Genomic DNA, 21307 nt, shown 5'->3' with positions numbered 1-21307 from the left:
CCGACGCTAAGACCAAGCGGGCAGCCCAACAGGTTGAAAAACGAATGAATGCTCTAGCCCGCCGCGCTGCTGGCCTGCTGCTCAGCGCAGTCTGCCTGCCCCTTTCGGCCCTGGCGGCCGACCCGCAACCGACCCATGAATTCACCCTCGACAACGGCCTCAAGGTCGTTGTGCGCGAAGACCATCGTGCGCCGGTGGTCGTTTCGCAGATCTGGTACAAGGTCGGCTCCAGCTACGAGACTCCGGGCCAGACTGGTCTGTCCCACGCGCTCGAGCACATGATGTTCAAGGGCAGCGAAAAGGTCGGCCCCGGCGAAGCTTCGCTGATCCTGCGCGACCTTGGCGCCGAAGAGAACGCGTTCACCAGCGACGACTTCACGGCTTATTACCAGGTGCTGGCCCGTGATCGTCTTGGCGTGGCCTTCGAGCTGGAAGCCGACCGCATGTCCAACCTGCGCCTGCCGGCCGACGAATTCGCCAAGGAAATCGAAGTCATCAAGGAAGAGCGCCGCCTGCGCACCGATGACAAGCCGATGTCCAAGGCCTACGAGCGCTACAAGGCCATGGCCTACCCGGCCAGCGGTTACCACACGCCGACCATCGGCTGGATGGCTGACCTCGACCGCATGAAAGTCGAGGAACTGCGCCACTGGTACCAATCCTGGTACGCGCCGAACAACGCCACGCTGGTGGTGGTCGGTGACGTCACTCCGGACGAAGTGAAAACCCTCGCCCAGCGCTATTTCGGCCCGGTCGCCAGACGCGACGTGCCACCGGCGAAAAAACCGCTGGAACTGGCCGAGCCCGGCGAACGCCAGATCACCCTGCGCGTGCAGACCCAACTGCCGAGCCTGATGCTTGGCTTCAACGTGCCGAGCATTGCTACCGCCGAAGACAAACGCTCGGTCAACGCCCTGCGCCTGATCTCGGCGCTGCTCGACGGCGGCTACAGCGGACGCATCCCGACGCAGCTGGAACGCGGCGAAGAGCTGGTCTCCGGCGGCTCGTCGGACTATGACGCCTACACCCGTGGCGACAGCCTGTTCACCCTGTCGGCCACGCCGAATACGCAGAAGAAAAAGACCATCGCCCAGGCCGAAGCCGGCTTGTGGAAACTGCTTGAGCAACTGAAAACCACCGCGCCGTCTGCCGAAGAGCTGGAACGCGTCCGCGCTCAAGTCATCGCCGGCCTGGTCTACGAGCGTGACTCGATCACCAGCCAGGCCACCGCGATCGGTCAACTGGAGACGGTCGGTCTGTCGTGGAAACTGATGGACACCGAACTGGCCGATCTGGAAAGCGTGACTCCGCAAGACATCCAGAATGCCGCGAAAAAGTACTTCACCCGCGAACGTCTCAGCGTCGCCCACGTCCTGCCTTTGGAGACGACTCATGAGTGAGCGCAAAACCCCACGCCTGATGCTGCTTGGCCTGATTGCTGTCGCGGTGATCGGCTCCGCAGCGGTTTATTTGTCGCCAAGCGCTGACAGCAAGGCCAGCGAAGCACTGGATAACGCCAAGTCCAGCCAGAAACTGCAATCGCTGGCCGAACTCGACGGCAAGGCCCCGGCCAGCCGCAAGCTTGATGTGCAGACCTGGAACACTGCTGAAGGCGCGAAAGTGCTGTTCGTCGAAGCCCATGAGTTGCCGATGTTCGATATGCGCCTGATCTTCGCCGCTGGCAGCAGCCAGGACGGCAACGTCCCCGGCCTCGCGGTGCTGACCAACGCCATGCTCAACGAAGGCATCGCCGGCAAAGACGTCGGCGCCATCGCTCAAGGGTTTGAAGGCCTCGGCGCCGACTTCGGCAACGGTGCGTTCAAGGACATGGCGCTGGCTTCGCTGCGCAGCCTGAGCGCACCTGAGCAGCGTGAACCGGCGTTGAAGCTGTTCGCCGATGTGGTCGGCAAACCGACCTTCCCCGCCGACTCCTTCGCGCGCATCAAGAACCAACTGCTCGCCGGTTTCGAATACCAGAAACAGAACCCCGGCAAACTGGCCAGCCTGGAGCTGATGAAGCGTCTGTACGGCGAGCACCCGTACGCGCATTCCAGCGATGGCAATGCGCAGAGCGTGCCGAAGATCACCGTCGCGCAATTGCGCGAGTTTCATGCCAAGGCCTACGCCGCAGGCAACGCTGTGATTGCACTGGTCGGCGACCTGTCGCGAGCCGAAGCCGAGGCGATCGCCAATCAGGTCTCCTCTGCCCTGCCGAAAGGCCCGGCACTGGCGAAAATCGCCGCACCGCAGGAACCGCAAGCCAGCGTCAACCACATCGAGTTTCCGTCGAAACAGACCAACCTGATGCTCGCGCAACTGGGCATCGATCGCGACGATCCGGATTACGCCGCGCTGTCGCTGGGCAATCAGATCCTCGGCGGCGGTGGTTTCGGTACGCGCCTGATGAGCGAAGTGCGCGAGAAGCGTGGCCTGACCTACGGTGTTTATTCGGCGTTCAGTCCGATGCAGGCCCGTGGCCCGTTCATGATCAACCTGCAGACCCGCGCCGAGATGAGCGAAGGCACCCTGAAACTGGTGCAGGACGTGCTCGCCGACTACCTGAAAACCGGGCCGACGCAGAAAGAACTCGACGATGCCAAGCGCGAACTGGCCGGCAGCTTCCCGCTGTCCACCGCGAGCAACGCCGACATCGTTGGCCAGCTCGGCGCGATGGGCTTCTATAATCTGCCGCTGAGCTATCTCGACGACTTCATGCGTCAGTCGCAGAGTCTGACTGTGGAGCAGGTCCGCGCTGCGCTGAACAAACACCTGAGCACGGAGAAAATGGTCATCGTCACCGCTGGCCCGACCGTGCCGCAAAAGCCGTTACCGGCCCCATCTGATAAACCTGCCGAGCAACCGCTCGGGGTTCCGGAGCATTAATGGCCACTCGAGCACCGAAAAAACCCGTGCAAAACGTGCACAACGGCGTGAACCAGCTGCGCATCATTGGCGGCCAGTGGCGCAGCCGCAAGCTGAGCTTCCCAGACGCACCGGGCCTGCGCCCGACCCCGGATCGCGTGCGTGAAACCTTGTTCAACTGGCTCGCGCCGTATGTCGAAGGGGCGAAAGTGCTCGACCCGTTCGCCGGCAGCGGCGCGCTGTTTCTCGAAGCCCTGTCCCGTGGCGCGGCCACGGCCCAGGCGCTGGACGCCAGCAACGTTGCGGTTTCCAGCCTGAAAGAACACCTCGGCACCCTGCGTTGCAGCAACGGCCAGGTGCAAACCGCCGATGCGCTGCGCTACCTGGAAACCCAGACCGCGACGCCGTTCGACCTGGTGTTCCTCGACCCGCCGTTCAACCAGAACCTGTTGCCAGCGGTTTGTACCTTGCTGGAAGAGCGCCAATGGCTGGCGGCCGATTCGTGGATCTACACTGAAAGCGAAACAGCGCCATCGACGCTGGGCCTGCCGGGCAACTGGCGCCTGCATCGTGAACAGAAATCCGGTCGGGTTTTTTACGCGCTGTGGCAGCGCACGGCGGACATCGCCGGCTGACAAGGTCGCAAGCAACCTGCGGCGAGGGGGCGAGCTTCCTCGCCACAAGCCCATCGAGAATCATCGTGCCCCCTTCGCCAGAACGCTTCATCCCCGCCTTCGGCCTCGGCAATCCGCATCTGCAAACCCTGTGGGGGCCGCTGTGGCGCAAGACCGTGCACATCGAGCGCGAACGCGAACGCCTGTGGCTCGAGGACGGCGACTTCCTCGACCTCGACTGGCACGGCCCGCACAGCGCCGAGGCGCCGTTGGTACTGGTGCTGCACGGTTTGACCGGCTCATCCAATTCGCCCTATGTGGCGGGCATTCAAAAGGCCTTGGCCGAGCAGGGCTGGGCCAGCGTCGCGCTGAACTGGCGCGGTTGTTCCGGCGATCCGAATCTGTTGCCGCGCAGCTACCACTCCGGCGCCAGCGAAGACCTTGCCGAAGCCATCCAGCACCTGCGCGCGAAACGACCGTTGGCGCCGTTGTACGCGGTCGGCTATTCACTGGGCGGCAACGTGCTGCTCAAGCATCTGGGTGAAACCGGCAGCAACAGCGGTGTGCTCGGCGCGGTGGCGGTGTCGGTACCGTTCCGTCTCGATCAATGTGCCGATCGTATCGGCCAAGGGTTTTCGCGGGTGTATCAGGCGCACTTCATGCGAGAGATGGTCGCCTACATCAGGAACAAGCAGCGTCAGTTCCAGCATGACGGGCGCGAAGACGGCCTGGCGAAACTGGCCGCGCTCGGCTCGCTGGAGAACATGCGTACGTTTTGGGATTTCGACGGCCGGGTTACCGCGCCATTGCACGGTTTCAATGACGCCGAGGATTACTACCGCCGCGCCTCGAGCCGCTACTACCTCGGCGAGATCCGCACGCCGACGCTGATCATTCAGGCAGCGGATGATCCGTTCGTATTTCCCCACAGCCTGCCGCAAGCCGACGAGTTGTCAGCCTGCACCCGGTTCGAATTGCAGGCGCGTGGCGGTCATGTCGGTTTCGTCGACGGCTCGGTGCGCAGGCCCGGGTATTACCTCGAGCGGCGTATCCCGCAATGGCTGGCCGCACTCGGTCAATGAGCGCCGCATATCCCTTGCAGGAGTGAGCCTGCTCACGATGGCGCTGTCTCAGTCGACACGATGCTGGATGTGCCGGCGCCATCGCGAGCAGGCTCACTCCTACAGGAGATCGCTGTGTTTATTCGCCGGTGGCAATGCCGCGCGACGGTTCGTTGATCCACTCGCTCCACGATCCGGCATACAGCGCACCCAGCGGGTAGCCGGCCAGGCAAAGTGCAAACAGGTTGTGACAAGCCGTCACCCCGGAGCCGCAGTAAGCGACCAGTTCCGACGGTGAGCGATCACCCAGTTTCTCGGCAAAGCGCTGCTTGAGCTGCTCCGCCGGCAAAAAACGTCCATCACTGCCGAGGTTGTCGGTGAACGCCGCGCACTGCGCGCCGGGAATGTGCCCGGCGACCGGATCGATCGGTTCCATTTCGCCCTTGAAGCGCGGCAAGGCGCGGGCGTCGAGCAGGGTCAGCGTTGGCTGGCCGAGGCGCTGCTGCAATTGCTCGGCGCTGAGCAGCAGGCTCATGTCCGGCTGACCGCTGAAGTGGCCCGGGGTCATGCTCGGCGGATCCAGGCTCAGCGGCAGGCCGGCCGCGTGCCAGGCCTTGAGCCCGCCATCGAGAATGAACACGCCGTCGCGCTTGCCCAGCCATGCCAGCAACCACCACGCCCGCGCCGCGTATGCACCCGGGCCGTCGTCGTACAAAACCACATCGCTGTCGTTGCTGATGCCCCAGGCTTGCAGGCGTTCGATCAGCGCCGCCGGCTCGGGCAACGGATGACGCCCGGTCACGCCCTTCTCGACTTTACCGCTCAGATCCCGTTCCAGATCGGCGAAACTCGCTCCGGCAATGTGCCCTTCGGCGTAGCTGCGCTGACCGTAATCCGGATCTTCGAGGGCAAAACGACAATCGAGAATCACCAGCCCCGGCTGCTCTTTGCGAGCGTCCAGTGCTTGTGGGCTGATCAACTGCGCAATCGACATAACGGGCTCCTGTGGAATTCGGCTGAACGGTTTATTTCACGTCTTCAAGGGCCTGCGCCAGCGGCACGTAGAACTCGTCGAACAGTGCGTTGACTTCATCCCGCGCCTGATCGGTAACAAACCCTGCTTCCAGCACCAGCACCTGATACACGCCACGCTTCACGGCCTGTTCGCTGAGGTGGTTGGAGTTTTCCCGGGTGGTGCACAGAAAACGCACCCACGAGGTCAGGATGATCCACGCGTTGAGGGTCAGCGACTCGATCTGCACGCGATCCATTTTCAGAATGCCGGCGGCGACAAAACCTTCGTAAATTGCGGCCCCCTGGATCACGCAGCGCTGGGAAAAACGCCGATAACGCGCGGCCAGTTCCGCATCGCTGTCGAGCAGATGCTCGAGGTCGCGGTGCAGAAAGCGGTAGCGCCACATGGCCGAAAGCAGTTCCTTCAAATAGAAACGCTTGTCCTCGACGGTCGCCGGGCGGCCCTGAGGCGGACGCAAAAAGCTGTCCACCAGGGCTTCGTACTCACTGAACAACACGGCGATGATCGCCTGCTTGTTGGGGAAGTGGTAGTACAGGTTGCCCGGAGAAATCTCCATGTGCGCGGCGATGTGGTTGGTGCTGACGCTGCGCTCGCCCTGCTGATTGAACAGCTCCAGGCTGTTCTGAACGATGCGCTCGCTGGTTTTTATTCGTGGGGCCATGGCTTGAGCTTTAATTCAGAGTGCGTTGACGGCGCATCTTACGACCTAACCGGAAATGGATAAAACACTGACGTGCGCGGAAGTCGTTTGACTTTCTAGAGCTTGGACTCTAAAAAGTGCCCACTACAATAAAATCCGGAGCCCGCGATGACTGCCGACATTGCCTACCTGCAAACGCTGCAACAGCCTCTTGAAACCCTCGATCGGCAGTTCCAGGCACAACGGGCCGCGTACGCCGCCAACCCGATGCCGCCGGCCGCGCAACGTCAGCAATGGCTCAAGGCTTTGCGCGATCTGCTCAGCGCTGAGCGGCAGGCATTGATCGAGGCGATCAGCGCCGATTTCAGTCACCGCAGCGCCGACGAAACCCTGCTCGCCGAACTGATGCCGAGCCTGCACGGCATTCACTACGCCAGTCGTCACCTGAAAAACTGGATGAAGCCCTCGCGGCGCAAGGTAGGCATGGCGTTCCAGCCTGCTTCGGCGAAGGTGGTTTATCAGCCGCTGGGCGTGGTCGGCGTGATCGTGCCGTGGAACTACCCGCTGTATCTGGCCGTGGGGCCGATGGTCGGCGCCCTGGCTGCCGGCAATCGGGTGATGCTCAAGCTCAGCGAATCGACCCCGGCTACCGGCCTGCTGCTCAAAGAACTGCTGGCGCGGATCTTTCCCGAAGACTTGGTTTGCGTGGTGCTGGGCGAAGCGGATGTCGGCGTGGCGTTCTCGCGTCTACCTTTCGATCATCTGCTGTTCACCGGCTCCACCAGCGTCGGCAAGCACGTCATGCGCGCTGCCGCGGAAAACCTCACGCCGGTCACCTTGGAACTGGGCGGCAAGTCGCCGGCCATCGTCTCCAGAGACGTACCGCTCAAGGACGCCGCCGAACGCATCGCCTTCGGCAAGACCCTGAACGCCGGGCAGACCTGCGTCGCGCCTGACTATGTGCTGGTGCCGGAAGACCGCGTCGGCGCTTTCGTCGAGGCCTATCGTCAGGCTGTGAAAGGCTTCTACCCGACCCTGGCCGACAACGCCGACTACACCGCGATCATCAACGAACGCCAACTGGCCCGGCTGAACGGATACGTCAGCGACGCGACCAGCAAGGGCGCGCTACTGATCCCGCTGTTCGAACAAGGCCAGGGCCGACGCATGCCGCACAGCGTGCTGCTCAATGTCAGCGATGAGATGACCGTGATGCAGGACGAAATCTTCGGCCCGTTGCTGCCAATCGTGCCTTATCGCGATCTGGAGCAGGCATTCGCTTACATCAATCAGCGGCCTCGTCCTCTGGCTCTTTACTACTTTGGCTACGACAAACGCGAACAGCATCGCGTACTGCACGAGACCCATTCCGGCGGCGTATGCCTGAACGACACTTTGTTGCATGTCGCTCAGGACGATATGCCCTTCGGTGGCATCGGCCCCTCGGGCATGGGCCATTACCACGGCCACGAAGGTTTCCTGACCTTCAGCAAGGCCAAGGGTGTGCTGATCAAACAGCGCTTCAACGCGGCCCGGCTGATCTACCCGCCCTACGGCAGATCGATTCAGAAACTGATTCAGAAGCTGTTCATTCGCTAAACGTTCGTCGACGCCGGGTAATAAAAACAATGCACCCAATCCTGACCGAAACACCTGCGCTGTCGCGCCGTGGCCTGCTGAAATTCAGCCTCGGCGCCAGCGCGTTTCTCGCCACCGCCGGCCTTGGCGCCAGCCTCACTGGCTGCTCGTCGAGCGTCAGCGCCAACGGCTTTGTCGTTTTGCGCGACGGCGATCTGCTGTTCCTGCGCGCGCTGATCCCGGTGATGCTCGACGGCGCCGTCGCCGCCGGGGAAATGCCCGCAGCGGTCGACGGCACGCTGAAGTCGCTGGACTACAGCCTCGATCACGTGTCGCCGGAAATGCTCAAGCTCACTCGGCAACTGTTCGACGTGCTGGGCATGGCCGTGACCCGTGGCCCGCTTACCGGCATCTGGGGCAGTTGGGAAAACGCCAGCGCTGAAGCGATGGGGCATTTCCTCGAACGCTGGGAGAACAGTTCATTGAGCTTGCTGCGCATGGGCCATAGCTCATTGCAGCAGATGGTGATGATGGCCTGGTACACCCGCGCCGAATCCTGGGCGCATTGCGGTTATCCCGGGCCGCCTAAGGTCTGAAACCGGGGCGCGGCCTTCGCGAGCAGGCTCGCTCCCACATTTGAAATGCATGTCCCTGTGGGAGCGAGCCTGCTCGCGAAGGGGCCAACTGCATCACCTCAGCATCCAGAATAATAAAGAGAACCTGACCGATGCCCGTACCCGATCCCTTCCGCGAAGGCCTCGCCCGAGGCTGGAAAACCTACAACGGCGCGCAACTGAGCGACAACCTCACCCTCGAAGCCGACGTGGCGATCATCGGCAGTGGCGCCGGCGGCGGCACCACGGCGGAGATCCTCAGCGCGGCCGGCTACAAAGTCCTGCTGATCGAAGAAGGCCCGCTGAAGACCAGTTCGGATTTCAAACTGCTCGAAGACGAGGCCTACAGCAGCCTCTACCAGGAAGGCATCGGGCGCATGAGCAAGGACGCCGCGATCACTATCCTGCAGGGCCGCGCGGTCGGCGGCACGACGCTGATCAACTGGACCTCGAGCTTCCGCACTCCCGAGCCGACCCTCGAACACTGGGCCAGCGAGCACAACGTCAAAGGCCATAGTCCGGCAGAGATGGCGCCTTGGTTCGAAAAAATGGAGCAGCGCCTCGGGGTCGCGCCGTGGATGGTGCCGCCCAATGCCAACAACGATGTGATCCGCAAAGGCTGCGAGCAACTCGGCTACAGCTGGCACGTGATCCCGCGCAACGTGCGCGGCTGCTGGAATCTCGGCTATTGCGGCATGGGCTGCCCGAGCAATGCCAAGCAATCGATGATGGTCACGACCATCCCGGCGACGCTGGAAAAGGGCGGCGAGCTGCTGTATCTCGCGCGGGTGGAGAAACTGCTGATCAGTGGCGACAAGGTTACCGGGCTGCATTGCGTGGCGATGGACGAACGCTGCGTCGAGCCGACCGGGCGCAGCGTCAGCGTCAAGGCGCGGCATTACGTGCTGGCCGGCGGCGGCATCAACAGCCCGGCGCTGTTGCTGCGCTCCGACGCGCCGGATCCGCATGAGCGCGTGGGCAAGCGTACTTTTCTGCATCCGGTGAACATGTCCGCCGCGCGTTTCGCCGAGGTGGTCAATCCGTTTTACGGCGCGCCGCAGTCGATCTATTCCGACCATTTTCAGTGGAAGGACGGCACCACCGGGCCGATGGCTTTCAAACTCGAAGTGCCGCCGCTGCACCCGGCGCTGGCTGCCACACTGCTCGGTGGTTTCGGCAAGGAAAACGCCCAGCATATGGCCGACCTGCCCCACACCCACGCGATGCTGGCGCTGCTGCGCGATGGCTTTCACCCGGACAGCAGCGGTGGCTCGGTGGAGCTGCGCGGTGATGGCTCGCCGGTGCTCGACTATCAGGTTTCGCAGTACGCCTGGGACGGTTTGCGCCGAGCCTTTCACGTCATGGCCGACATTCAGTTCGCCGGCGGCGCGCAATCGGTGATGCCGATGCACGCCGACGGCCGCTATGTGAAGACCCTGGCCGAGGCGCGCTCAATGATCGATGGACTGAGCCTGGAGCTGTACAGCACGCGACTCGGTAGCGCCCATGTGATGGGTGGCTGTGCGATGGGTGAAGATCCGCAAAGCGCGGTCGCTGACAGCCTCGGTCGCCATCATCAACTGCGCAATCTGTCGATTCACGACGGCTCGCTGTTCCCCACCAGCATCGGCGCCAACCCGCAGCTGTCGGTGTATGGCCTGACCGCGCAACTGGCGACAGCCTTGGCTGATCGGCTGAAAAATCCATGAAAAAGCAGAATATTCCTATCGTCTATAGTGCTTTCTTACCCAACAGGCGACTTGGCCGACCGGGAAGGCTGCGATACCATCCGACTCCCCAACGGACTCCCGCCAGGACGACGCGATGAACCGAGTGTTGTACCCAGGTACCTTCGACCCTATTACCAAGGGCCATGGCGATCTGGTCGAACGCGCCTCGCGCCTGTTCGATCACGTGATCATTGCGGTCGCCGCCAGCCCGAAAAAGAACCCGCTGTTCCCGCTGGAACAACGGGTCGAACTGGCTCGCGAGGTCACCAAACACCTGCCTAACGTGGAAGTGGTCGGTTTCTCGACGCTGCTCGCGCATTTCGCCAAAGAGCAGAACGCCAATGTGTTCCTGCGTGGTCTGCGTGCGGTGTCGGACTTCGAATACGAATTCCAGCTGGCCAATATGAACCGCCAACTGGCACCGGATGTGGAGAGCCTGTTTCTCACGCCGTCGGAGCGTTATTCGTTCATTTCCTCGACGCTGGTGCGGGAAATTGCTGCGCTGGGCGGCGATATCAGCAAGTTCGTCCACCCGGCCGTGGCCGACGCGCTGACCCTGCGCTTCAAGAAGTAGGAGCTGCCGCAGGCTGCGATCTTTGCTTTTAAAGATTGCAGTCTCGTGCCCTTGATCGCCCCCGCGTGCACTGCGCTCGCCAATGCGGCACAATTGCGCGCATTGATTTATAGCGCCCGGGCCTGCCGCCCCGGCTGGAGTTAGCATGTCCCTGATCATCACCGACGATTGCATCAACTGCGACGTCTGCGAACCCGAGTGCCCGAACGCCGCCATTTCCCAAGGCGAAGAGATCTACGTGATCGACCCGAACCTGTGCACCCAGTGCGTCGGCCACTACGACGAGCCGCAGTGCCAGCAGGTCTGCCCGGTGGATTGCATTCCACTGGACGAAGCCCATCCGGAGACTGAAGAACAGTTGATGGAGAAGTACCGCAAGATCACCGGCAAGGCCTGATCACATCAGCGCCAGTACCGAAGCCATCGCGGGCAAGCCCGCTCCCACAGAGTCTGTGGTGAAACACAAATTTGTGTGAACACCAAAACCCAAGTGGGAGCGAGCCTGCTCGCGAATGGGCCATCAGCCACACCACTGAAACCCGATCAGCTCACTCGCGCTGCTCAAACCCCTCCCCTGTACACCCCAGACACCGCACAAACGCCGCTTTCGCCGGGTCGACCACCAGCGCCTGACCGGCATCGCCAACACCGCCGCCCAGCGCGGTAAACGGCAACGACACCACAAACGCTCCCGCACCGATCACCGTGGCCACCACCAGCAAGGGCCGGGCAATCAGCAGGTCGCCAAGCATGGCGTAGGCCGGGGGATTCTGGATGGTGTAACGCGGATCACCGCTGCCGGTTTCCGAGGCCTGCGAGGCCTGAACGGCCAGGCTGGAACACAACAGCAGCGTGACGAAGAAGACTTGCAGGACTTTCATGGCACGATCCTTCGGGCTGAGCAGTAAGACTTCTCACTATAGACCGAAGGATTTTTTCAGGTCTGGCAGCGCGGGCAAAACACGCTGGCGCGCTGGCCCAGCTTCACTTCGCGTAGGCCGCTACCGCAGACCTTGCAGTGCTGCCCTCCCCGGCCGTAGACAAACAGCTCCTGCTGGAAATAGCCCGGCTGACCGTCGCCGCCAATGAAATCGCGCAATGTCGTGCCGCCACGCTCAATGGCGGCGGCAAGGATGCGTTTGATCTCGATTGCCAGTTTCAAGTAACGCCCGCGAGAAATGCTCCCGGCTTCGCGGCGCGGGTCGATGCCGGCGGCGAACAGCGCTTCGGTCGCGTAGATATTGCCGACCCCGACCACCACCGCGTTGTCCATGATGAACGGCTTGACCGCCATCGAGCGCCCGCGTGACAGCTGGAACAGGCGCTCGCCATCGAACAGATCGGTCAGCGGCTCCGGCCCGAGGCGAATCAGTAATTCGTGATTAAGCGGGTCGTTGCTCCACAGCATCGCGCCGAACCGTCGCGGGTCGGTGTAGCGCAGGGCCAGACCCGATTCCAGTTCGATATCGACGTGCTCGTGCTTCAACGCCGGCAACCCGGCCTCGACCAGACGCAGATTGCCCGACATGCCCAGATGGCTGATCAGTGTGCCGATCTCGGCGTTGATCAACAGGTACTTGGCGCGCCGCTCCACCAGCACGATGCGCTGCCCGGACAGGCGCACATCGAGATCTTCGGGGATCGGCCAGCGCAGGCGCCGGTCGCGGACGATGACCCGGCTGACCCGCTGGCCTTCCAGGTGCGGGGCGATCCCGCGACGGGTGGTTTCGACTTCCGGCAGTTCAGGCATGGTGTCCTCGGATCAATGCGCGCCGAGGTCGCGAATCGTTTGTTTGAGTGTTTCGAAGTCGTAGTCCGACAGACCGACGTAATCGAGCACCAGCGGGCCGACCGCGTTCCACTCGAAATCTTCGCTCTGGTTGCCCAGCACGCGAAAAGAGGCGCAGATGTGCTCGGCCATTTTCAGAATCGCCAGCAAGTTTTTCAGTTGGCTGTTCTTCGACGATTCGTCGCTGAAAATCGCCAGCGCGTTGTGGTGGTTGGCAATGGCGGCGCTGACATGCTCCGGCAGGCGCCAGGACTTGGCGGTGTAGTAACCGACCACAGCGTGGTTGGTGTTGAACACACGGTTTTCCGTATCGACCACGCGGCATTCCGGGCTGGCGCTGGCGTAGGCCTCTTCCAGCACGGTCATGTAATTGGGGAAACGCTGCAGCATCAATGGCACGCCGCAATCGTGGAACAGGCCCAACGCATAGGCTTCGTCACCGGCCTGGGTGCCGATGCGCTTGGCCAGGGTCAGGCAGGTCATCGCCACATCCTGCGCGGTGTCCCAGAAACGGTTGAGGGTGACGATGGTGTCGTCGTTCATCTCGCCCTTGATCGACTGCGCGTTGATCAGGTTGATGATCGAACGGCTGCCCAACAGGTTCACCGCACGCTGGATCGAGGTGATCTTGTTGCTCAGGCCGTAATACGGCGAGTTGACGATTTTCAGCAGCGCGCCGGACAGACCGGGGTCCTGGGAGATCAGTTTGGCGATCACCTCCAGGTCCGGGTCGGGCATGTACTGCTCCATTTGCAGATCCACCATGATCTGCGGTTGCGCCGGCACACTGATGCCTTGCAGCGATTGTTGAATCTGTTCGGTGGTCAGCTCTTGGGACATAAGTACACACTCCGGGGCAGGCGGCGATTCTAACCGCTGAAACGGCAGGGCGACACACCGATGGGCACATCGTCGGAACTTTCATCTGTGCCCAGGCTTCGGAATCTGTAGGGCGCATCGGACCTCATAGGTCCGCTGCGAAGGCAAAATCTCCACAGACTCAGGAGCTTACCGATGGCAACTTCCCTCAATGGCAAACGCGTCGCTATTTTGGTTACCGATGGTTTCGAACAGGTCGAAATGACCGGCCCCAAGGATGCCCTGGAGCAGGCCGGCGTGCAGGTCGATATCCTCTCGGCCGAGGCCGGCACCGTCAAAGGCTGGAACCATGACAAACCGGCCGACGACTTCCCCGTCACCAACACTTTCCAGGCTGTGAGCGTCGATCAATACGATGCCGTGCTGCTGCCGGGCGGTGTGCAGAATTCCGACACCATCCGTATCGATCAGGATGCTCAGCATCTGGTCAAGACTGCCGCTTCGGCGGGCAAGCCGATTGCCGTGATCTGCCACGGCAGCTGGCTGCTGATCTCGGCAGGACTGGTCAATGGCAAGACCATGACCAGCTACAAGACGGTCAAGGACGATCTGGTCAATGCCGGGGTCAACTGGGTCGACCAGGAAGTGGTCAAGGACGGCAACCTGATCAGCAGCCGCCAGCCGGATGATGTGCCGGCGTTCAGTCAGGCCCTGATTGACGCACTGGCTGCGTAAGCGCCGAAATCCTTTCGCGAGCAGGCTCGCTCCCACAATGGTTTGGTGTTCACCTGTGGGAGCGAGCCTGCTCGCGAAGGCATCATCAGCGTTTCATCGCATCCTCAGCCCTGCGCAAACCTCAACACGCTATACTCCCGCTCTTTTTTCCGGAGCGACGTCATGTCCCTGCCTAGCCTGCGCCTCAAAGCCAACGCCGACCGTCGCCTGCGCAACGGCCACTTGTGGGTCTACAGCAACGAAATCGACGTGGCCGCCACGCCTCTGCACGGCTTCAAGGCCGGCGATCAGGCGGTGCTCGAAGCCGCTGGCGGCAAGCCGTTGGGCATCGTCGCCATGAGCCCGAACAACCTGATCTGCGCGCGCCTGCTGTCGCGCGACATCAAACTGGCCCTCGACAAGTCGCTGCTGGTGCATCGCCTGAATGTCGCACTGTCGTTGCGCGAGCGTCTGTTCGACAAGCCGTTCTATCGTCTGGTCTACGGCGACTCCGACCTGCTGCCGGGTCTGGTGGTCGATCGTTTCGGCGACATTCTTGTGGTGCAGATCGCCTCGGCGACCATGGAAGCGCATAAAGACGACGTGATCGCCGCGTTGACCCAGGTGCTCAAGCCAAGCGGCATCCTGTTCAAGAACGACTCCGCCGCCCGCGACGCCGAAGGCCTCAACCGCTACGTCGAAACCGTGTTCGGTCTGGTACCGGAATGGGTCGCGCTGGAAGAGAACGGCGTCAAGTTCGAAGCGCCGGTCATTCAAGGGCAGAAAACCGGCTGGTTTTACGATCACCGCATGAACCGCGCGCGCCTGGCACCCTACGCCAAGGGCAAACGCGTACTTGATCTCTATAGCTACATCGGTGGCTGGGGCGTGCAGGCCGCTGCGTTCGGCGCCAGCGAAGTGTTCTGCGTCGACGCCTCTGCATTCGCCCTCGACGGCGTCGAGCGCAACGCCGCGCTGAACGGCTTCGCTGACAAGATGACCTGCATCGAAGGCGACGTCTTCGAAGCCTTGAAGGAACTCAAAGCCAGCGAAGAACGCTTCGACGTGATCGTTGCCGATCCGCCGGCCTTCATCAAACGCAAGAAAGACATGAAGAACGGCGAAGGCGCCTACCGTCGTCTCAACGAGCAAGCCATGCGCCTGCTGACCAAGGACGGCATTCTGGTCAGTGCTTCGTGCTCCATGCACCTGCCGGAAGACGATCTGCAGAACATCCTGCTGACCAGCGCCCGTCATCTGGACCGCAACATCCAGATGCTCGAACGTGGCGGTCAGGGTCCGGATCATCCGGTGCATCCGGCCATCGCTGAAACCCGCTACATCAAAAGCATCACCTGCCGTCTACTGCCCAACAGCTGATTGCGCTTGAACACCGGGGAGCCACTGAGCTCCCCGTTTTTTTGCGCCCCCCCGCCCGTTTTTTTCACACTCGACATGAGTGCCTTGCTCTCTTCCTACAACTTCTTTCTCGCCGCCTTGCAGGAAGTTTCGTCATGCCTGTAAAACATGGAAACTAAACCTACACAGTAAGTCTCCTGCAAAAGATCACTCCGACAAAATTACTGGAATATTCCTACCTAATATCCGCTTGCCAATATTCGATTACAAACTAATATGAAGTTGTCGCAACGAAGCGACTCCAACTACCAACGAACAAGGAGTTCACATCATGAAAACCATTTATCTCGAAACAGACAAACTCGCCAACCTGGCCTTTCTGGTTGCAGCCACCGGCCGCTAAGTAGCCTGGACGCTGGAGAGTGCCGGCACTCTGGCGTCCATCAGACTTTTCCTGAGTGATCTGAACCCATGTATATCAATCCTTTTCTTTTTATATTGCCGCGCCCGCCCGGACAAGTAGTCTGGAACTACAAGAACCATACTCAACACGAACTTGATCTTGAATACTCCCATCGCCTCGCCAGCCTTATACACAACCCTGATATATTTGACCCGAACAACGTAATAGACAGACAACTTCTGGATGCAGGCATTCTAACAACTTCAAAAATAGACACCCCGGATTGGGGCTGGGATGAACTATCGAAGATTTATCACATCGGCACACAAAATATACCTTGCGCACATACGCCTCGGAATATTCACGAGTGGTCCAGGCAATATCTGGCGCACTGCAGCGAAGTGCTGGCGAAGCCGGAACCTGCGAACACCCCGGCGCCGCGATCAGTGCAGCCCTTGATTACCCTGCCCGTACCAGGCGCCATTAATGATGACAGCCTGACTCAGGCCCTGATGAGGCGCAAAACCTGTCGTTCCTACACCGGTGCGGCGGTGACACTGAACGAGGTCGGCACGCTGCTCTATCTGACCCTCGGCTATCTTCCCCCGCGCGAAGATGCCCACGCCGATCCGGTCGCGCCGGGTCTCGAGGCCCGCCGGAGCTGCCCGTCCGGCGGCGGATTGAACGCCTGTGAGGGATTTGTCCTGGCGCAAAATGTCAGCGGGCTGGAACCCGGCATCTACGCCTACCACCCTGCCGAACACGCTCTGAGTCGGATCAATGCGCTGCCGGATCCGGAACTGGGCCAACTGCTCGGCGGCCAGCACTTCATCAACAACCTGCCGCTGGGCGTGTTCATCACCGCCAGGTTTGATCGTCTCTGGTGGAAGTACGAACACTCGCGCGCCTATCGCATGGCATTCATCGAGGCCGGTCATCTCTCGCAAACCTTTCAACTGGTAGCAACAACGCTGGGGCTGAACACCTGGCTGACCGGCGCATTTGCCGACGCACAGGTTGAAACCCTGCTCGGCATCGCGGGCAGCGCCGAGCAACCGCTGTTCTTTGTCGGTTGCGGCGAAAGCGATGGTCACGCCATGTGCCAGGAAATGCGTGATCTGCTCAGCGGAGCACAGTCATGATTCCCACGGCGATGGACGAGAGCGAAGCCCCGGTGTCATGGTCGCTGAAATTCACGCTTCCAGACTGGGAGAGCCGTGCATCGGTACGCAGCAGTACCCATGACTACCGGTTACCGGGCGATGTCGAGCAGCAATTGCAAACCCGCTACTGGTTCCCCCCGGCCTTCGTGCCCTATCTGGCGCATCCGGCCATCCAGGCCAAAGGGCGCGAAACCCTGCACCGCCTTACCGCCAATCATCTGGTGTATTTCCTCGACTACACCACCCTGCTCGAACACCGCATCGTCAACCGCGCCGTGGAAGTCATCGCGCACCGCGAACTGCCCATCTACATACCGCTGCCGATGAAACATGCGGCACTGCAGCTGTATACCGACGAGGGCTACCACGCGCTGTTTTCCAACCAGATTGCCGAGCAGATCGCTGCGTATTACAGCATCACCCGGCGTCCGGTCATTCCGAAGCGGATCAGCCGCATGAACGCCTTGATCGCGCGCACGCCGGAGAAAAACCGCGCTCTGGCCTGGTTCCTGCTGGGATTTGTCTCGGAAACGATCATTGCCCGCGAGTTGCTGGAGGTCTGTCGCGACACGCTGGTGTCCAGCGTGAACGACATGCTGCGTGATCACCTTGCCGACGAAGCCCGGCACAGCCGTTATTTCGCCGAAGCCTTCCATTACTTCTGGATTGCGATGAACAGTCGTCAGCGCCTGTTCGCCAGCAAGACCCTCGTGGAGATCATTTCCATTTTCTTCGAAGCAGATGAAAGCTGGCTGCAACAAAGCCTGCGTTCGGCCGGCATTGCCGAGATCGACGTGATGGAGATTGTCGGCAGCACGGTAACGGTGCAGGCCAACCGCGCTCGTGCACGCGCTGGCTGCAAACCTACGGTGGAGGCCTTGCACAAGGCCGGCTTCTTTGCATTGCCCCACAACCAGACACTCTTCGCCAAAGCAGGATTGATCGATGGATAAACACAGCCGTGCAACCACCCGCCGACAACAGCGCGGAGCAATCAGCCTGTTGTTGGCGATGATCCTGCTTGGCGTGTTTCCGCTGGATGTGCTGCTGCCTTCCTTTCCGGCATTGGCAGCCCACTTTGGCCGATCGTCAAACGACATCGCGCTGTCAATCAGTCTGTTTGCCGTGGGCATCGCATTTGCCCAGTTATTGATCGGCCCGTTGTCCGATGTGATCGGGCGCAAAGGTCTGCTGCTCGCCGGCATGAGCGTGTCGCTGCTCGGCGCACTGGGCTGCGTGCTGAGCAATGACTACACGCTGTTCCTGATTTTCCGGGTGATGCAGGCGCTGGGATGCGGTTGCTTCGTGTTGTCCCAGGCACTGGTGCAGGATCTGTTCGAAGGCAACGAGCGTGATCGCCTGCGGATCCTGATGGTCACCGCCACGGGCATCTTCATTTCGGTATCACCATTGGCGGGCACGTTTCTGCAGGCCACGCTCGGCTGGCGCGGCAGCTTTTGGGTGTTCATCGCCCTGGCCGCAGCAGTTCTGATCAAGACCTGGCGATTGCTCGATAACAGCCGTCCTCCTCATGATCCCAGCCGCCTTGGCTTCATCCAGTCCTATCAGCGCGTCCTGGGCAATTTCGAATTCGTCGGCTGCTGGCTGATTTCTGCATTCGCTTTCGCCTGCCACTTTTCCTTCATTGTCATTTCCCCGCTGATCTTCATGGAGCAGCTGCAGATGGCACCTTACGATTTCGCCTTGATCCTGCTGATCTACGGCGCCGCCTATGTCTTTGGCGGCCTGTTCGCCAGCGTGCTGAATCGGCATATCAATGCGCAACAGCAGATTTTCACCGGGCTGAGTCTGATCCTGCTCTCGGGGCTGGTGATGCTCTATCTGGCGGCCAGTCATGATCTGTCAGCGGCGACGGTGCTGATTCCGATGCTGATCTGCACGGTAGGCACGACCATTTCACGCCCGCCGGCTACCTCCCGCGCCATGAGCCTGTTCGCCGAAAATGCCGGCGCATCGGCGTCCGCCGGCAGCACCATCATCTTTATCTGTGGCGGGCTGGTCAGCGCCTTGATCAGCCTCGGCCCGGCCAACCTGCAAGCGACGCTGGGTTACGGCTTCGTGGTGTTGAGCGGCGTATCGCTGTTGCTCAACAGCGTGATTGGCCGTCGCGTCAGCAACCTGCGCAGCAATCCGGTGATGCCGGGAGGCGACCACTGATCCTGCCAGTCGTCATCCCGCGTGCCTCTTCAGCGGGGGAACAACGCTTTGCGCCATTCCCTCGCGACGCCAGCGGTGTAGAATCGCCTCATTCATCGCCATTCATCCCCGGCGGGTTTATGAGCTCAGGCTGAGACCAGCGGCGATCCCGCAACGTCATCGGCAGCTTCCGGACACACGGCCATTTTTCGGGTGTTTCAGAGGTCAACAGAAGCTCACTCCCCTTTAGTACGTGATTAGCCGCCCGGAGTGCTCCATGCCAGATTACCGCTCGAAAACATCCACCCACGGCCGCAACATGGCCGGCGCCCGCGCACTGTGGCGCGCCACCGGCATGAAAGATGACGACTTCAAGAAGCCGATCATTGCCATCGCCAACTCGTTCACCCAGTTCGTCCCGGGGCATGTGCACCTGAAGGACCTGGGTCAACTGGTCGCCCGCGAAATCGAACGCGCCGGTGGCGTGGCCAAGGAATTCAACACCATTGCTGTCGATGACGGCATTGCCATGGGCCACGACGGCATGCTGTATTCGCTGCCGAGTCGCGAGATCATCGCCGACTCCGTCGAGTACATGGTCAATGCCCACTGCGCCGACGCCATCGTGTGCATTTCCAACTGCGACAAGATCACCCCGGGCATGCTGATGGCTGCACTGCGCCTGAACATCCCGGTGATCTTCGTTTCCGGTGGCCCGATGGAAGCCGGCAAGACCAAACTCGCTTCCCACGGCCTCGACCTCGTCGACGCCATGGTGATCGCTGCCGACTCCAGCGCTTCTGACGAGAAAGTCGCCGAGTACGAGCGCAGCGCCTGCCCGACCTGCGGTTCGTGCTCCGGCATGTTCACCGCCAACTCGATGAACTGCCTGACCGAAGCACTGGGTCTGGCCTTGCCGGGCAACGGTTCGACTCTGGCCACCCACAGCGACCGCGAACAGCTGTTCCTCCAGGCCGGTCGCACCATCGTCGAGCTGTGCAAGCGTTACTACGGCGAGAACGATGACTCCGTGCTGCCGCGCAACATCGCCAACTTCAAGGCGTTCGAAAACGCGATGATGCTCGACATCGCCATGGGCGGTTCGACCAACACCATCCTGCACTTGCTCGCAGCTGCCCAGGAAGCCGAGATCGATTTCGACCTGCGCGACATCGACCGTCTCTCGCGCAGCGTGCCGCAGCTGTGCAAAGTCGCACCGAACATCCAGAAGTACCACATGGAAGACGTGCACCGCGCCGGCGGCATTTTCAGCATCCTCGGTTCGCTGGCCCGTGGCGGCCTGCTGCACACCGACCTGCCGACCGTGCACAGCCGCAGCATGGAAGAAGCCATCGCCAAGTGGGACATCACCCAGACCAGCGACGAAGCCGTGCATCAATTCTTCAAGGCAGGCCCTGCGGGCATTCCGACCCAGACTGCGTTCAGCCAGTCGACCCGTTGGGAAACCCTCGACGACGACCGTGAAAACGGCTGCATCCGCAGCTTCGAGCACGCCTATTCGAAAGAAGGCGGCCTCGCCGTGCTGTACGGCAACATCGCGCAGGACGGCTGCGTGGTGAAAACCGCCGGGGTCGATGAGTCGATCCACGTCTTCGAAGGCAACGCGAAGATTTTCGAAAGCCAGGACAGCGCCGTGCGCGGCATCCTCGCCGACGAAGTGAAGGAAGGCGACATCGTAATCATTCGCTACGAAGGCCCGAAAGGCGGCCCGGGCATGCAGGAAATGCTCTACCCGACGTCCTACCTGAAATCCAAAGGTCTGGGCAAAGCCTGTGCGCTGCTCACCGACGGGCGTTTCTCCGGCGGTACTTCCGGCCTGTCGATCGGTCACGCTTCGCCAGAGGCTGCGGCCGGTGGCGCGATCGGTCTGGTGCAGGATGGCGACAAGGTGCTGATCGACATTCCGAACCGCTCGATCAACCTGTTGGTCAGCGACGAAGAACTGGCGGCACGCCGCGCCGAGCAGGACAAGAAAGGCTGGAAACCGGTCGAGGTGCGCCCACGCAAAGTGACCACCGCCCTCAAGGCCTACGCCCTGCTGGCGACCAGTGCAGATAAAGGCGCGGTGCGCAACAAGGCGATGCTCGACGGGCTGTAACCGTCAAATCACCGACGCAAAAATGCCCCGCCAAGTGCGGGGCTGATCGTTCCCACGCTCTGCGTGGGAATGTCT

The 21307-nt window shown here is 61.3% G+C and carries 20 protein-coding genes; 15 read left to right on the top strand and 5 right to left on the bottom strand.

From position 1 onward, the window contains the following. Positions 1-44: 44 nt before the first annotated feature. The 4 genes from AAEZ10_RS23490 to AAEZ10_RS23475 all read left to right on the top strand — a co-directional run bounded on the left by AAEZ10_RS23490 (position 45) and on the right by AAEZ10_RS23475 (position 4558). Positions 45-1400 (top strand): M16 family metallopeptidase, encoded by a 1356-nt coding sequence (locus AAEZ10_RS23490; protein ID WP_350571203.1) that lies wholly within the window; start codon positions 45-47, stop codon positions 1398-1400. Continuing rightward, the gene (locus AAEZ10_RS23485) at positions 1393-2883 is read left to right on the top strand and encodes a M16 family metallopeptidase (protein WP_350571201.1); all 1491 of its coding nucleotides are present in this window, start codon (positions 1393-1395) and stop codon (positions 2881-2883) included. Before AAEZ10_RS23490 ends, AAEZ10_RS23485 begins: the two co-directional genes overlap by 8 nt. Then, positions 2883-3497, top strand: coding sequence for a 16S rRNA (guanine(966)-N(2))-methyltransferase RsmD (rsmD, locus tag AAEZ10_RS23480; protein WP_016772711.1), 615 nt, complete (start codon positions 2883-2885; stop codon positions 3495-3497). Before AAEZ10_RS23485 ends, rsmD begins: the two co-directional genes overlap by 1 nt. Positions 3498-3562: 65 nt before the next feature. Beyond that, positions 3563-4558, top strand: a complete 996-nt coding sequence (locus AAEZ10_RS23475) for a hydrolase (RefSeq protein ID WP_350571199.1) — start codon at positions 3563-3565, stop codon at positions 4556-4558. Between the two features lie 118 nt (positions 4559-4676). Here the strand turns inward: AAEZ10_RS23475 and AAEZ10_RS23470 are convergent, their stop codons facing one another. Continuing rightward, complete coding sequence (locus tag AAEZ10_RS23470) at positions 4677-5531, bottom strand: sulfurtransferase (protein ID WP_110644438.1); 855 nt, start codon at positions 5529-5531, stop codon at positions 4677-4679. A gap of 31 nt (positions 5532-5562) precedes the next feature. After that, complete coding sequence (locus tag AAEZ10_RS23465; RefSeq protein WP_016772708.1) at positions 5563-6234, bottom strand: TetR/AcrR family transcriptional regulator; 672 nt, start codon at positions 6232-6234, stop codon at positions 5563-5565. 147 nt (positions 6235-6381) lie between these two features. On the opposite strand from AAEZ10_RS23465, the gene AAEZ10_RS23460 reads away from it, so the two are divergent. The 5 genes from AAEZ10_RS23460 to AAEZ10_RS23440 all read left to right on the top strand — a co-directional run bounded on the left by AAEZ10_RS23460 (position 6382) and on the right by AAEZ10_RS23440 (position 11106). Beyond that, entirely contained in the window at positions 6382-7812 is a 1431-nt protein-coding gene (locus AAEZ10_RS23460; protein WP_350571197.1) for a coniferyl aldehyde dehydrogenase, read from the top strand. 29 nt (positions 7813-7841) lie between these two features. Then, the gene (locus AAEZ10_RS23455) at positions 7842-8387 is read left to right on the top strand and encodes a twin-arginine translocation pathway signal protein (RefSeq protein ID WP_350571195.1); all 546 of its coding nucleotides are present in this window, start codon (positions 7842-7844) and stop codon (positions 8385-8387) included. 131 nt (positions 8388-8518) lie between these two features. Next, positions 8519-10114, top strand: coding sequence for a GMC family oxidoreductase (locus AAEZ10_RS23450; RefSeq protein WP_350571193.1), 1596 nt, complete (start codon positions 8519-8521; stop codon positions 10112-10114). Between the two features lie 115 nt (positions 10115-10229). Next, on the top strand, positions 10230-10709 hold the full coding sequence (coaD, locus tag AAEZ10_RS23445; protein WP_003229157.1) for a pantetheine-phosphate adenylyltransferase: 480 nt from the start codon (positions 10230-10232) through the stop codon (positions 10707-10709). Positions 10710-10854: 145 nt separating this feature from the next. After that, the gene (locus AAEZ10_RS23440; protein WP_003195146.1) at positions 10855-11106 is read left to right on the top strand and encodes a YfhL family 4Fe-4S dicluster ferredoxin; all 252 of its coding nucleotides are present in this window, start codon (positions 10855-10857) and stop codon (positions 11104-11106) included. 151 nt (positions 11107-11257) lie between these two features. Here AAEZ10_RS23440 and AAEZ10_RS23435 read toward each other — a convergent pair whose 3' ends face one another. From AAEZ10_RS23435 to AAEZ10_RS23425, 3 genes are read right to left on the bottom strand one after another with little or no spacing between them, the layout of a single operon-like run. Then, positions 11258-11590 (bottom strand): multidrug transporter, encoded by a 333-nt coding sequence (locus tag AAEZ10_RS23435; protein ID WP_071172205.1) that lies wholly within the window; start codon positions 11588-11590, stop codon positions 11258-11260. 56 nt (positions 11591-11646) lie between these two features. Continuing rightward, positions 11647-12459, bottom strand: coding sequence for a bifunctional DNA-formamidopyrimidine glycosylase/DNA-(apurinic or apyrimidinic site) lyase (gene mutM / locus AAEZ10_RS23430; RefSeq protein WP_071172204.1), 813 nt, complete (start codon positions 12457-12459; stop codon positions 11647-11649). Positions 12460-12471: 12 nt separating this feature from the next. After that, positions 12472-13284, bottom strand: coding sequence for an HDOD domain-containing protein (locus AAEZ10_RS23425; RefSeq protein ID WP_350571262.1), 813 nt, complete (start codon positions 13282-13284; stop codon positions 12472-12474). Between the two features lie 228 nt (positions 13285-13512). On the opposite strand from AAEZ10_RS23425, the gene AAEZ10_RS23420 reads away from it, so the two are divergent. From AAEZ10_RS23420 to ilvD, 6 genes are all read left to right on the top strand, one after another. Beyond that, complete coding sequence (locus AAEZ10_RS23420; protein WP_071172203.1) at positions 13513-14052, top strand: type 1 glutamine amidotransferase domain-containing protein; 540 nt, start codon at positions 13513-13515, stop codon at positions 14050-14052. A 162-nt stretch (positions 14053-14214) separates the two neighbouring features. Further along, positions 14215-15411: a class I SAM-dependent rRNA methyltransferase gene (locus tag AAEZ10_RS23415; protein WP_016772700.1), complete on the top strand. Its 1197-nt coding sequence runs from the start codon at positions 14215-14217 to the stop codon at positions 15409-15411. A gap of 450 nt (positions 15412-15861) precedes the next feature. Further along, entirely contained in the window at positions 15862-16935 is a 1074-nt protein-coding gene (locus AAEZ10_RS23410) for a SagB family peptide dehydrogenase (protein ID WP_130899337.1), read from the top strand. Then, positions 16932-17909, top strand: coding sequence for a diiron oxygenase (locus tag AAEZ10_RS23405; protein ID WP_071172201.1), 978 nt, complete (start codon positions 16932-16934; stop codon positions 17907-17909). The genes AAEZ10_RS23410 and AAEZ10_RS23405 overlap by 4 nt, the downstream gene beginning before the upstream one ends. Beyond that, complete coding sequence (locus tag AAEZ10_RS23400) at positions 17902-19134, top strand: MFS transporter (RefSeq protein ID WP_160769636.1); 1233 nt, start codon at positions 17902-17904, stop codon at positions 19132-19134. Before AAEZ10_RS23405 ends, AAEZ10_RS23400 begins: the two co-directional genes overlap by 8 nt. A 256-nt stretch (positions 19135-19390) precedes the next feature. Then, positions 19391-21232 (top strand): dihydroxy-acid dehydratase, encoded by a 1842-nt coding sequence (gene ilvD / locus AAEZ10_RS23395; RefSeq protein WP_350571188.1) that lies wholly within the window; start codon positions 19391-19393, stop codon positions 21230-21232. Positions 21233-21307 lie beyond the last annotated feature (75 nt).

Source organism: Pseudomonas sp. H26/SER47-MNA-CIBAN-0231, assembly GCF_040310465.1.
GTDB classification, from domain to species: Bacteria; Pseudomonadota; Gammaproteobacteria; order Pseudomonadales; family Pseudomonadaceae; genus Aquipseudomonas; species Aquipseudomonas atacamensis.
The sequence above is the reverse complement of the archived record's forward strand: the minus strand, read 5'-3'. Positions and strand labels throughout refer to the sequence as shown.

Coding starts and splice junctions, on each gene's coding strand:
- AAEZ10_RS23490 (WP_350571203.1), top strand. CDS start 45: ATGAATGCTCTAGCCCGCCGCGCTGCTGGCCTGCTGCTCAGCGCAGTC.
- AAEZ10_RS23485 (WP_350571201.1), top strand. CDS start 1,393: ATGAGTGAGCGCAAAACCCCACGCCTGATGCTGCTTGGCCTGATTGCT.
- rsmD (WP_016772711.1), top strand. CDS start 2,883: ATGGCCACTCGAGCACCGAAAAAACCCGTGCAAAACGTGCACAACGGC.
- AAEZ10_RS23470 (WP_110644438.1), bottom strand. CDS start 5,531: ATGTCGATTGCGCAGTTGATCAGCCCACAAGCACTGGACGCTCGCAAA.
- AAEZ10_RS23465 (WP_016772708.1), bottom strand. CDS start 6,234: ATGGCCCCACGAATAAAAACCAGCGAGCGCATCGTTCAGAACAGCCTG.
- AAEZ10_RS23460 (WP_350571197.1), top strand. CDS start 6,382: ATGACTGCCGACATTGCCTACCTGCAAACGCTGCAACAGCCTCTTGAA.
- AAEZ10_RS23455 (WP_350571195.1), top strand. CDS start 7,842: ATGCACCCAATCCTGACCGAAACACCTGCGCTGTCGCGCCGTGGCCTG.
- AAEZ10_RS23450 (WP_350571193.1), top strand. CDS start 8,519: ATGCCCGTACCCGATCCCTTCCGCGAAGGCCTCGCCCGAGGCTGGAAA.
- coaD (WP_003229157.1), top strand. CDS start 10,230: ATGAACCGAGTGTTGTACCCAGGTACCTTCGACCCTATTACCAAGGGC.
- AAEZ10_RS23440 (WP_003195146.1), top strand. CDS start 10,855: ATGTCCCTGATCATCACCGACGATTGCATCAACTGCGACGTCTGCGAA.
- AAEZ10_RS23435 (WP_071172205.1), bottom strand. CDS start 11,590: ATGAAAGTCCTGCAAGTCTTCTTCGTCACGCTGCTGTTGTGTTCCAGC.
- mutM (WP_071172204.1), bottom strand. CDS start 12,459: ATGCCTGAACTGCCGGAAGTCGAAACCACCCGTCGCGGGATCGCCCCG.
- AAEZ10_RS23420 (WP_071172203.1), top strand. CDS start 13,513: ATGGCAACTTCCCTCAATGGCAAACGCGTCGCTATTTTGGTTACCGAT.
- AAEZ10_RS23415 (WP_016772700.1), top strand. CDS start 14,215: ATGTCCCTGCCTAGCCTGCGCCTCAAAGCCAACGCCGACCGTCGCCTG.
- AAEZ10_RS23410 (WP_130899337.1), top strand. CDS start 15,862: ATGTATATCAATCCTTTTCTTTTTATATTGCCGCGCCCGCCCGGACAA.
- AAEZ10_RS23405 (WP_071172201.1), top strand. CDS start 16,932: ATGATTCCCACGGCGATGGACGAGAGCGAAGCCCCGGTGTCATGGTCG.
- AAEZ10_RS23400 (WP_160769636.1), top strand. CDS start 17,902: ATGGATAAACACAGCCGTGCAACCACCCGCCGACAACAGCGCGGAGCA.
- ilvD (WP_350571188.1), top strand. CDS start 19,391: ATGCCAGATTACCGCTCGAAAACATCCACCCACGGCCGCAACATGGCC.